The sequence below is a fragment of the Companilactobacillus futsaii JCM 17355 genome (assembly GCF_001435505.1).
GTDB classification, from domain to species: domain Bacteria; phylum Bacillota; class Bacilli; order Lactobacillales; family Lactobacillaceae; genus Companilactobacillus; species Companilactobacillus futsaii.
On record NZ_AZDO01000007.1, the window covers coordinates 25,571 to 37,168 of the forward strand.

15 protein-coding genes are annotated in these 11,598 nt (G+C 35.4%); 14 read left to right on the forward strand and 1 reads right to left on the reverse strand.

Translation table 11 applies throughout. The features are described 5' to 3' along the window. Window positions 1-9: 9 nt before the first annotated feature. The 8 genes from FC88_RS00770 (at window position 10) to FC88_RS00805 (ending at window position 6,332) form a co-directional block, all read left to right on the forward strand. Complete coding sequence (locus FC88_RS00770; protein WP_057811912.1) at window positions 10-552, forward strand: DapH/DapD/GlmU-related protein; 543 nt, start codon at window positions 10-12, stop codon at window positions 550-552. Beyond that, complete coding sequence (locus FC88_RS00775) at window positions 552-1,301, forward strand: SDR family oxidoreductase (protein ID WP_057811913.1); 750 nt, start codon at window positions 552-554, stop codon at window positions 1,299-1,301. The genes FC88_RS00770 and FC88_RS00775 overlap by 1 nt, the downstream gene beginning before the upstream one ends. A gap of 40 nt (window positions 1,302-1,341) precedes the next feature. Beyond that, the gene (locus FC88_RS00780; RefSeq protein WP_057811914.1) at window positions 1,342-2,208 is read left to right on the forward strand and encodes an aldo/keto reductase; all 867 of its coding nucleotides are present in this window, start codon (window positions 1,342-1,344) and stop codon (window positions 2,206-2,208) included. Window positions 2,209-2,438: 230 nt separating this feature from the next. Then, window positions 2,439-3,095, forward strand: coding sequence for a GNAT family N-acetyltransferase (locus FC88_RS00785; protein WP_057811915.1), 657 nt, complete (start codon window positions 2,439-2,441; stop codon window positions 3,093-3,095). A gap of 62 nt (window positions 3,096-3,157) precedes the next feature. Further along, the gene (locus FC88_RS00790) at window positions 3,158-3,469 is read left to right on the forward strand and encodes a plasmid maintenance system killer protein (protein ID WP_083484525.1); all 312 of its coding nucleotides are present in this window, start codon (window positions 3,158-3,160) and stop codon (window positions 3,467-3,469) included. 14 nt (window positions 3,470-3,483) lie between these two features. After that, window positions 3,484-3,789, forward strand: coding sequence for a helix-turn-helix transcriptional regulator (locus FC88_RS00795; protein ID WP_057811916.1), 306 nt, complete (start codon window positions 3,484-3,486; stop codon window positions 3,787-3,789). A gap of 80 nt (window positions 3,790-3,869) precedes the next feature. Further along, on the forward strand, window positions 3,870-5,363 hold the full coding sequence (locus tag FC88_RS00800) for a hypothetical protein (protein ID WP_057811917.1): 1,494 nt from the start codon (window positions 3,870-3,872) through the stop codon (window positions 5,361-5,363). A 99-nt stretch (window positions 5,364-5,462) separates the two neighbouring features. Next, window positions 5,463-6,332 carry an aldo/keto reductase gene (locus FC88_RS00805; protein ID WP_057811918.1) on the forward strand — a complete coding sequence of 290 codons (870 nt, stop codon included), beginning with the start codon at window positions 5,463-5,465 and terminating at the stop codon, window positions 6,330-6,332. A gap of 324 nt (window positions 6,333-6,656) precedes the next feature. Here FC88_RS00805 and FC88_RS00810 read toward each other — a convergent pair whose 3' ends face one another. Continuing rightward, entirely contained in the window at window positions 6,657-7,538 is an 882-nt protein-coding gene (locus tag FC88_RS00810) for a LysR family transcriptional regulator (RefSeq protein WP_057811919.1), read from the reverse strand. Between the two features lie 111 nt (window positions 7,539-7,649). Between FC88_RS00810 and FC88_RS00815 the strand changes: the two genes are divergently transcribed. The 6 genes from FC88_RS00815 (at window position 7,650) to FC88_RS00840 (ending at window position 11,451) form a co-directional block, all read left to right on the forward strand. Then, complete coding sequence (locus tag FC88_RS00815; protein WP_057811920.1) at window positions 7,650-8,507, forward strand: aldo/keto reductase; 858 nt, start codon at window positions 7,650-7,652, stop codon at window positions 8,505-8,507. 152 nt (window positions 8,508-8,659) lie between these two features. Then, entirely contained in the window at window positions 8,660-9,163 is a 504-nt protein-coding gene (locus tag FC88_RS00820; protein ID WP_057811921.1) for a helix-turn-helix transcriptional regulator, read from the forward strand. Window positions 9,164-9,338: 175 nt separating this feature from the next. Continuing rightward, the gene (locus tag FC88_RS00825) at window positions 9,339-10,124 is read left to right on the forward strand and encodes a glucose-1-dehydrogenase (RefSeq protein WP_057811922.1); all 786 of its coding nucleotides are present in this window, start codon (window positions 9,339-9,341) and stop codon (window positions 10,122-10,124) included. Window positions 10,125-10,218: 94 nt separating this feature from the next. Continuing rightward, complete coding sequence (locus tag FC88_RS00830) at window positions 10,219-10,887, forward strand: SDR family NAD(P)-dependent oxidoreductase (protein ID WP_057811923.1); 669 nt, start codon at window positions 10,219-10,221, stop codon at window positions 10,885-10,887. An 88-nt stretch (window positions 10,888-10,975) separates the two neighbouring features. Further along, window positions 10,976-11,194, forward strand: a complete 219-nt coding sequence (locus FC88_RS00835) for a cytochrome b5 domain-containing protein (RefSeq protein WP_161595643.1) — start codon at window positions 10,976-10,978, stop codon at window positions 11,192-11,194. 59 nt (window positions 11,195-11,253) lie between these two features. Beyond that, on the forward strand, window positions 11,254-11,451 hold the full coding sequence (locus FC88_RS00840; RefSeq protein WP_057811924.1) for a hypothetical protein: 198 nt from the start codon (window positions 11,254-11,256) through the stop codon (window positions 11,449-11,451). Window positions 11,452-11,598: the final 147 nt, after the last annotated feature.

Here is an 11,598-nt window from a genome sequence, read left to right on the forward strand (position 1 = left end):
GGTGTTTTATTGGAATCGCAAATGAATCTAGGTACAAAAGCCTATGAACAAATTGAGAAAATTGTTCCTATTAATCAAAAATTAGTTCAAGAATTAAATACTGGTGCTCACACTAGCGATGAGATTCGTCAAGCCGTTAGCCAGATCATTAATGAAACAATTGATTCATCGACTGAAATCAGATTACCTTTCTGGACTGATTTTGGCCGCAACTTACATATAGGTAAAAATGTTTTTATCAATTCGGGTTCGATGTTCACTGATATGGGTGGTATTTACTTGGGAGATAACGTCTTGATTGGACCGAATGTCACGATTGCTTCAGTCAATCATCGGGTCGATCCTGTGCAAAGACGTCATTTGGATTTGAAGTCAGTCTACATTCACGACAATGCTTGGATAGGAAGTAATGTCACAATTACTCCAGGAGTCGTTATTGGTGAAAATTCGATTGTCGGAGCTGGAGCAGTAGTTACTAAAAATGTTCCAGCCAATACCATCGTCGGTGGTGTGCCGGCACAGATAATTAGAACCATTAAAGGAGAAAATTAATGAGTTTGCAAAATAAAGTGGTAGTAATTATGGGTGCTTCAAGTGGAATCGGTGCTGCCACAGCTAAATTACTAGCCTCCAAAGGTGCTAAAGTAACGATTGCAGCTAGAAGAATGAATCGTTTGGAAGAAATAAAACAAGCAAATCCTGACAGTGATATTTTGGCGGTTGAAGCTGATGTTACTAAGGCAAAAGAAGTTCAAAATGTAGTCGATCAAACCGTTGCTAAATTCGGTCGTGTTGATGCTTTTTACAACAATGCGGGAATTATGCCAGTAAACAACTTAGACCAAATTGCGCAAGATGAATGGCAAAACATGCTCGATATCAATGTTAAAGGTGTTCTCAATGGAATTGCGGCTGCTCTACCAGTTATGAAAAAGCAAAAGAGTGGCCACATCATTACAACATCTTCAGTTTTAGGGTATGAAGTATTGCCGGGCTATGCTGCTTATTCAGGAACTAAGTATGCTGTTCGAGCAATCATGGAAGGACTTCGCCAAGAAGAACACCAAAATAACATTAAGACTACTATCATTGCTCCAGGATCTGTTAAGACAGAATTATTTGATTCAATCAATAATGAAGAAGTGAGAAATGGTTTAAAGGATGCTATGAAACAACCCGGTGCTGAAATGATGGCCTTAGATCCAGAAGAAATCGCACAAGCAGTGGCTTTTGTCATTGATACACCAAAGAATATGGCTGTTAATGAAATGGTAATTCGTCCTACAGGACAAGAAGTTTAATAGAATATATAATGAAAACGATACAAAAAGGAGAAATTTTATGTCAATTTTTGACGAAACATTCACAATGAACAATGGAGTTAAAATTCCAAGATTAGCTTTAGGAGTTTGGGAAATCCCTGATGATAAGGTAGCCGATGCGGTTAAATCTGCAGTTAAAGTTGGTTATCGTCACATCGATACAGCTCAAGCTTATGGCAACGAACGTGGTGTCGGTGAGGGTGTAAGAAACGCTGGAATTTCACGTGACAAACTATTCGTCAATTCTAAAGTTGCGGCTGAAATCAAGAACTATGACGAAGCTAAGAAGTCAATCGATGAAACTTTGGAAAAGATGGGCTTAGATTATTTGGATATGATGATTATTCACAATCCTCAACCTTGGAAAGAAGTAAACCAAGGTAATGATCGTCACTTTGAGGGTAACTTACAAACTTGGCATGCTATGGAAGATGCTGTTAAAGCTGGTAAGTTAAAGACTATCGGTGTTTCTAGTTTTCAAAAAGAAGACTTGGACAATTTGATCAAGAATTCTGACACTAAACCCGCTGTTAACCAAATCCAAATTCACATCGGTGATACACCAAGTGATTTGATTAAATATTCTCAAGATAACGGCATTGTTGTTGAAGCCTTCTCACCAATTGCTCACGGTGCCGCTATGAATGATGAAACGATCAAACAAATGGCTGCCAAGTATAATGTTTCTGTTCCACAATTGTGCATTCGCTATGACTGGCAATTAAATGTTGTCGTTCTACCAAAGACAGCTAACCCAGATCACATGAAGTCAAACGCTGATATCAACTTTGAAATTTCAGCTGAAGATATGAAGACTTTGGCAAAAATCGATCAAATGAATTATGGAGATGCCAGTGCTTATCCAGTATTCGGTGGTAAAATCTAGAGCAACGTGTTATCTTTAAGATAATAAAAATTCAGGAGAAATGCTTGATGATTGTATCTAAGTAAGGATCATAAAATTTGAACAGAGAAAAATAGCTTTCTTTGTTGTACCCAAATTGCCTTACAGATATTATCAAAATATTTTGATAAAAGTCCTTAAGTGCAGTTTGTTGACTGCACTTTTTTTGTATTCTGAGAGGTGATTTACTAATTAAAAAGGAATATAAAAAATTGACTAAACAAATTAAATTAAGACTAGAAACAAAATCAGATCATAAGAAAACAGAAATCATGTTGCGTAACGCTTTTTGGAATGAATTTCAACCAGGCTGTGTCGAACATTATTTGATGAATAAGATTAGAAATCATCCCCGTTTTGTATCAAAATTGGATACGGTGGCAGTAGTAGGTGATGAAATCGTCGGTTGTGCCACCTTTTTGGAAGATAAAATCCAAGGTGACGATGGCAAAACACATTCTATTTTGTGCTTAGGACCTTTGGCAGTAGCACCAGAGTATCAACAAAATGGCCTCGGTGGACGACTAATTGAACATTCGAAAAAACAGGCTTTGAAATTAGGTTATAACGGGATTATTTTGTATGGAGATCCTAATTACTATAGTAGAAAAGGTTTTGAACCAGCTAAGAATTACAATATTAGAATGGCTAATGATAAGTTTGCGACAGTTCTACAAGTTGCGCCATTGTACCAAGGTGCTTTAAAGGATTGTGCGGGTAGATACGTTGAAGATGAAGTTTATGGTGTGGACCAAGCCAAAGTGGATGCCTTTGATGCACAATTTCCGTTCAAAGAAAAGGTGACTAATAATGCTTCACAATTACATTTTCAGAAGTTGATTGAATCGCAAGATGTGGAATTGGGATAGTATCATAGGAATTTAAAAATAATTCAATTAAATATATCGTAATTTAGTTAAGAAGACTAAATATGATAGGTTTAAAGATGAATATTATTTTTAAGAATCGGAAACTAGAAAATGAGTGCTTGAATCCAAAAATTACAACACGAAGATATGGTATCAAAATGTCTTTAAAAATTAAGCAAAGAATTGTTGAAATCAAAGCAGCGGACACAGTAGAGCAATTAGTTGAATTTTCTATTGGAAGATGTCATCCTTTGCGTGGAAGTAGAACGGGAGAAAACGCAGTTGATTTAGTACATCCATTCAGAATGGTTTTTACAAAAGTTAATAGTGTAAGTAGGACTGTATGTATTATAGAAATAGTAGATTATCATTAGTCGGAGGAATCAAGATGTTTTCATATGGGAAAGAAACAATCGCCATAGCACCGGGGGCAACGATTTACGAACAAATAGTAGACCGAAAAATCACATTTAGTGATTTTTCTCAACAAATAGGTATGGACAAAAAAGATACAGAAAAACTATTTACTGGAAAAATAAAAATTACACCTGAGATTGCAAACAAATTGACCAAAATCTTGGGTATACCAACTACTTTTTGGCTTAATATGGAGGCTCAATATCGTGATGATCTTAAACAAATCGAATTAGAACAAAAAGATAGTGGATATGATTTTTCCAAAATAGAAAATTAAACAGGAAGAGATGGGATTTTTAAGTTAAATTCCATCTTTTTTTGATATTTTCAGGTATTCTGTTGTTAAGGAGAAAAACTATGGCAAAAAAAAGACAAATAACAGATATTGAATCTGAATTTAAACAGAGTAAAGAATTTGAAATTTTAACAGACTTTGAGAAATCAGAGGTTGCTGATGTATTTGAAACAATCGCTGATACAACTAGTGATGATGATTATAGTGATTATACAAAGTGGGATGCAGATTTTATAGTTGCGTTAGTATTTTCATTATTTGATCAGTTGGGCAATAGTACTGCGCAAGATGCTACGAGAGCAATCGTTATTTACGATATATTAAAAGCGGTCTTACGTTTTTTGGCATCGAAAAATAAGTTACAAATACCTCTTTTTGAACTAAATCAATTGTTTAATCTTATTGATTCTGAACTTAGCTTAAATAGTTTCCAAAGAATACGTGAACCAAATTACCAAGATCCAGCTCTACCAGGATGGCGTCGATATGTTGCAAATGATATTACCAATTATATGGGTGAGTGGATTGACGCATATGTTGAAAGTTCTGACTGGGCTAAACGTCCAAAAGGTGTAACGGAAGATTTTCTTTCATCATTAATGTTTTCAATGACTGAATATGTCTATAATATTTATCGAAAAACTCCCAAAACTTGGACTAAAACAGCATTGAATGGTGTCATGGAAAATGAATTTATAACTAATATGGATTTAGAAGATGAAGACTACCGTCTAATCGTTCCAGCAATGTCAGCGTTTATTGATTTTGTGGCAGAAAACGGCTGGATCAATGCACAAAAAGCAGCTAATTATAAACGTTACTTAGCAGCTGGTGAAGAGAAGATGATTGAAGCGTCACACGATGATACAAAAGCAGGACCTGCAAAATTAGTTTACAAAGAAATGGAAAGACAGGGTGTGGATATCGATGATGATGAAGAAGTTGAGAAATTCATTCAAAATTTGAATGAAAATGGTGGTATCGATAGTTTGTTACCAGACGATGAACCTAATAAAGCCAGAAATTTCACTGATGGTGAATTGGCCGCAATTTTAACTGATAAAGCTACTCTAGAATCATTTTCTCAAGCTGTTGATCCTGATTTTGAGACGAATTTTTTGGGAGACCATCATTTAGTCGAACTTAATAATAAAAAATGGAGTATTAAACAAGCTAAAGCAGTTCATCTTCAAGGTATTAAAGATGGTATTAAAATGTGGCTAGGACGTGACCGAGATAAGTACGAGTTACCAGCGGGAATTGATGTGGTATCACTAGTTGGTACCGTTGCTGAATTAGAGGACACGCTTTATTCACAACACTTACAAACACCTAAAGAATGGACACCAGCAACTTGGAGAGAATTTGGACAGTGGGCTCGTGATAATCAAGCTAGAGGACGAAATAAAGAAGCCACAAAATTATTTACTAGTGTGATTAGGATTCAAGCTGATAATAAAAGAATTTCTCCACAAAAAGCCAATCAGCTGTTATTCGCCATGAGAGGTGAAGATAATAATATAATTTCGTTAGATGATGCTAGAAAGAAAAAATAGCATACATTAAACGTATACTACCATGTCATTTTAGTAATTTTTTAATCATGAATTACGTCTTATACTAATCACAACGAATAAACAAGAAGAGGTAATTACATGACAAACATTCCTACATTCAAATTAAATGACGGCACAGAAATTCCATCATTTGGTTTCGGCGTTTTCCAAATTCCTGCAGATGGAACTACTTACAAGGCAGTCAGCGATGCTTTGAAACTAGGCTATCGTCACATTGACACTGCAGTCGCATACTTCAACGAACAAGAAGTCGGCAAAGCTATCAAAGACAGCGGCATTCCTCGTGACCAAATCTGGGTGACTTCAAAAATGTGGCTCCAAGATTATGCTTATGAAGACGCTAAAAAGGCGATTGATCTTTCACTTAAAAAATTAGGCTTAGATTATATTGATTTGTACTTAATTCATCAACCATATGGAAAAGTTGATGAAGCTTGGAAGGCTATGGAAGAAGCCAAAAAAGCCGGCAAGATTCGTTCAATCGGTGTTTCCAACATGACTCCTAAGATTTGGAATGAATTTGTGCCTAAGTTTGCGACAATGCCTAGCGTTAACCAAGTTCAATTTGACCCATATTTCCAACAAAAAGAACTACGTCAAATTATGGCTAAAGCACACGTAACTCTAGAAGCTTGGGGTCCACTTGGCCAAGGTAGTAAGGAATTGTTCAGCGAACCATTGTTGAATGATCTAGCTAAGAAATATGGTAAAGATGTTGGACAAATTATCCTACGTTTTGAACATCAAGAAGGTGTGATCGTCTTTCCTAAGTCAGTTCACGAAGCAAGAATTAAATCTAACAAAGATATCTTTGATTTTGAATTAACTTCAGATGAGATGGATTCAATCAGAGCCTTGGACCGTAATGGTAAAGGCATGCACGATCCTGATGCACCTGGTGTTGAAGATATGTTGTTGAATGCTCTTGATGTCCACGCTAATGATTGAAATTAGATAAGAAGAGAGCTCTCAGATTGTTATGTCTGGGAGCTTTTATTTTTTGCATTTTTGCTTGTTTACAAAACATATGTTCTGTATGATGAAATCGTGAATTGGTATAATCGGAAAGGAAGATAATATGACTACATGGAAAAAATTCAAGGGCTCAATCACCTCTATCCCAGAAGATGAAATGACAATTATGATAAAAAAGGGCTTACCTCCCACGAATGAATTCGTGGGATTCATGCCCAACTTTATTGAAAATGCAAGGCTCTTTTATATTCATAATAAAATATTATAGTTAATAATGGGATATAAGTATTTAAAAGACTAGCTTAAATAATTACTCCAAGAAGCAGACATTGTTTTAAGAACAGGTGCAACTTGCCTTTTGTTGTTTTTCAAATAAGCAGCGTAAAAGTCCATCTTACTAGCTTCATCGCTGATAGGAACGTTGATTTGGTCATAATCAGAGAAAATATTGTCAGAATCAATTTTGGAAATGTTGGTTGTAAAGTAAGGAAAATCAGAATACTTGGTAATTTCAGAAAAGGCCTCACGTTGTTCTTGATAGAGAAATTTAGCACCAGGAATCTTGCCTTCGGCGACTTTTTTCCAAACACCAATATCTGATAGAACGATAAAACTCAGGCCTTTCAAATCATTAAATGAAACTGACTTTTTATTGGCTAAGAGTGTGAATTGGTTGAGGTTGACAGATAAACGTTCAGTTCCAATGTATAATGATTCAATTTCGTCGGTCATGAGTTCTTGATTAGTCAAAATGAATGAGTAATCGTGATTCAAAAGTTTTCCAGAAACATCTTTTGTATCCATTAGCTTGTGGTCCAAGTCGAGATTGGTATCAGCTAGTTTGGATGTCTGTAGTTTTTTCAATAAAATCAAAGGTCCTGGGGCAACCGAACCAACCGTGATATTTTTGTGATTGTAATCATATTTTTGAACTGTCTCGATTAATTGGTTATTTCGATCGATGACTTTTTGAGCTTCCTTAACAGCCAATTCGCCAGTTTTGGTCAAAGTAATCCGATTAGGTTGACGGTCAAAGATTTGCACACCCAATTCATCTTCTAGTTTTTGCATCCCTCGAGTAACTGTCGGTTGAGTCACCAATAAGTGTTGAGCCGTGGCGGCTAGAGTACCGTATTTTTTAAAAGTGACGAGTTCTTCTAATAAGTAGTTTTCTATCATTTTGCACCTCACAGTATACATTGGACGTATAGTAGCATATCAAACAAGTAATTTTCAAAAGATAACCATGATTATAAAATGTAGTCATCAGCTAAAAGAAGAGGTAGAAAAATGCAAAACGTTAAATTAAATAATGGAATGGAAATGCCCCAATTAGGTTTTGGAGTTTTTCAAATAACCGACTTGGAACAATGTAAACAAGCAGTTTTAACAGCTATCAAAAACGGTTATCGCTTGATCGATACAGCCGCAGCCTATCAAAATGAAACGGCCGTTGGTGAAGCTATCAAAGAATCAGGCGTTAGTCGTGAAGACTTATTTATCACTTCTAAGTTATGGGTTTCAGACTTTACTTATGACCGTGCCAAAAAAGGTATCGATACTTCATTAAAAAATCTCGGTTTAGATTACCTTGATATGTATTTATTACACCAACCATACGGCGATACTGTCGGTGCTTGGAGAGCTTTGGAAGAGGCCCAAAAAGAAGGTAAGATTCGTGCTATCGGAGTTTCAAACTTCTATGCTGATCAATTAAAGGATTTGGAACTAACAACTAACATCAAACCTGTTGTTAACCAAATTGAAGTTAACCCTTGGTATCAACAACCCTCAGAAGTAAACTTTGCTAATAGAGAAGATATCCGTGTCGAAGCCTGGGCACCATTCGCTGAAGGAAAGCATGACATTTTTACTAACGAAACGATTGCTAAAATTGCTCAGAAATATGGAAAATCTAATGGTCAAGTAATCCTTAGATGGCTTTTACAACGTGGTATCGTGGTTATTCCTAAGTCAGTTCACGAAGCTAGAATTAAGGAAAACATCGACGTCTTTGATTTTGAATTGAGCGCTGATGATATGAAAGTTATGAGTAGCTTGGATAAAAATGAGAGTCAATTCTTTGACCACCGTGATCCAGTTACGATTGAACAAATCTTTGGTTCAAGTTTAGCTAAGTTGAAGTAATTAAAAATCCTGCTAGAAATTAATCTAGTAGGATTTTTTGCAGTTCTTTATCGCTAGATGTGTAGAAATCTAATTAATAGATTAGACATTGATTTCGCGTTAAAATAAATTTACCTCAGAGGTAAATAATCGAAGAGACGGAGGACCTTGGCATGTATTCACACAGTAAGAAAACAATAGCTGTTCCACCAGGGGCAACTATAAAGGAACAATTAAAAAATCGTCATATGTTACAAAAAGAATTTGCAATTAGAATGGATATGAGTGAAAAACATATTAGCCATTTGATAAACGGTAAAGTGGAATTAACTCCCGAAGTTTCTCAAAGACTGGAATTGGTTTTGGGTATTCCTGCAAAGATTTGGAATGATTTAGAGTCTCGTTATCGCGAACGTTTGGTCAAGGTAAACCAAGAACTAGAAGATGAAAAAGAAATAACATTGGCCCGAAAATTTCCTTATCGGAAAATGTCAATGGAAGGTTGGGTGTCAAAAACTGATGACTTCGATGATCAAGTTCAAAATTTAAGACGTTTTTTTGAGGTCGCTAATTTGAAGGTACTTTATCCCTTAGGAATACTAGATTCAAACGAAAAAGTTGAAGATTTCTTTGTAGTAGCTAAAAATCAGGCGGAAGAATTAAAAGCTAAAAAATAAATCATTTAAGTTTGCATAATGATAATTCGTATCTACAAAAAAGGTTATCCTCGCAGAACTAACAAGCAATTTTTGAATCATCAATTAACAGAATCGTTATAATATTCACGTGGAAACCTATATTTCATAATTAATGTCGATAGGTTTGATATTTGAAAGTTTGGAGGAATTGTAAATGTACACAGACTTGAAAAGTAAAGTAGCTGTAGTTACTGGCGGCTCAAAAGGAATTGGAACGGCCATTTCTGAAAGATTTGGTAAAGAACATATGTCAGTCGTAATCAATTATCACAGTGATGAAAAAGGTGCTCAAGAAGCCGCTACAGCCGTAGAAAAAAATGGTGGTAAGGCTGTTATCATTCAAGCTGATGTTTCAACCGAAAAAGGTAATCAAAAATTACTTCAAGCTGCTTTAGACAATTTTGGTGACTTGGATGTTTGGGTCAACAATGCTGGTATGGAAATTAAATCAGCGACTCATGAACTATCACTTGATGACTGGAACAAGATGATTGCCATTGATCAAACTGGTGTCTTCTTAGGTTCCAAGACGGCTTTAGCTTATTTTAAGAAAAATAATAAAAAAGGTAACATCATCAACATGTCATCAGTTCATGAACAAATTCCATGGCCAACATTTGCCGGATACTCAGCTGCTAAAGGTGGAGTAAAGTTATTTACTAAGACAATTGCGATGGAATATGCTAAAGATGGTATTCGTGTCAATGCTATTGGACCTGGTGCTATTAATACGCCAATTAATGCTAAGAAATTTGCGGATAAAGGACAATATGATCAAACTGTTTCTATGATTCCAATGAATCGAATTGGTAAACCTGAAGAAGTGGCTGCCGGTGCTGCATGGTTAGCTTCTGATGAATCAAGTTATGTTACAGGAACAACATTATTTATCGATGGTGGAATGACACTTTATCCGGCATTTATGAATGGACAAGGTTAATAGAGATAAATATATATTTATAATTAATAAAATGACATTGTAATGATGCCATTTTTTTGTTTTATAATTATAATCGAGATGAGGGGGCAATATTATGACAACAATAGTAATCGGTGCAGATAGCGGTATTGGTTTAGAAATTGCTAGAGTTTATGGGCAACATGGTCAAAAGATAATTTTAGTATCTCGTGATCAAGGGAAGTTAGATACTGCTACTAAAGAATTACGTAAAGAACATATTGCAGCCGCCAACTATGCTTGTGATGTCAACGACTTTGCGGGTACAGATAGAATGATTCAACAATTAATTATGCGAGATGGGAAAATTAATAATTTGGTCTTTAATGTTGGCAATAAACATTTAGATAATGCATTATCCAGTACAGTAGGATTAATTGGTGATATTTTTGAGACTAACGTTTTGAGTGCAATCAATGCGGCTAAATCCTTTATTGAGAGTACGAATCCAAATTTGCCACGTTCAATTATTTTTACAGGTGGTGGAGCAGCTATTAGACCGTCGGATAAAGCTTCAACATTATCTTTGACTAAGGCCGCTTTGAGAAGTTATGCCTATACTTTGCATAAAGAAGTTGCTCTAGATGATATCTTTGTGGGATTGGTAACTATTCAGGGGATCATCAATTCATCAGATCAGATGACTCCAGATAAAATTGCCCCAGTTTATTGGAACTTACTAGAAAAACGTGATCAGGTGGAAGCCTTCTATCCAGAACACGTTTCCCATTCTGAATTTGAATGAGCATATAACATGTCGCTTGGATAGGAACGTGTAATAATAAGGATGTAAATAGAAGGAAAGTGAGGTTGTAGATGTGCCAGATAAGCAAATGACGTTAGACGAATTAAAGAAGTTTGATGGAAAGGAAGGTCGACCTGCCTATGTTGCAATTGATGGGATTATCTATGATGTTACTGATGTTGGTCCTTGGCAAGGTGGAAAGCACCATGGAAATGTTGCCGGTCAAGATCTCTCGGAAGTAATTAATCACGCACCACATAAGCATTCAGTTTTAGCTAAGTTAAATGAAGTTGGAAAATTAAAATAAGCAAAAAATCATGTTAATAAAGTTATTAGCATGATTTTTTGTCGTGGAGGATTTGTAAAATGAGAAAAATTTCGGTTCCCAAAAGCATAAAAGCTGAAGATTTAGAATACGATGTTTTCCAAGGACGGTTTGGGGAATTAGTTTATTTAAAGAAAATCGCTAATCCTTTTGAAAATGAGGAATTTCTTAGTACTCATGATTTTACACAAAAGGAAGTATTCAGTGGCCCACTAGTTGGGAAAGAAATTTTTGATTGAACTCGTTTTTAAAAATAATAACCCTAATGAATCGTGATGGAAAATATTGCAATTTACTAGGGTTATTTTTTGTTCATGATAAACATAGTGTTATTTTGGCGAATTTTATAATCAAGTTAGCCACCTTAAGAAAAAATAAATAAAAAA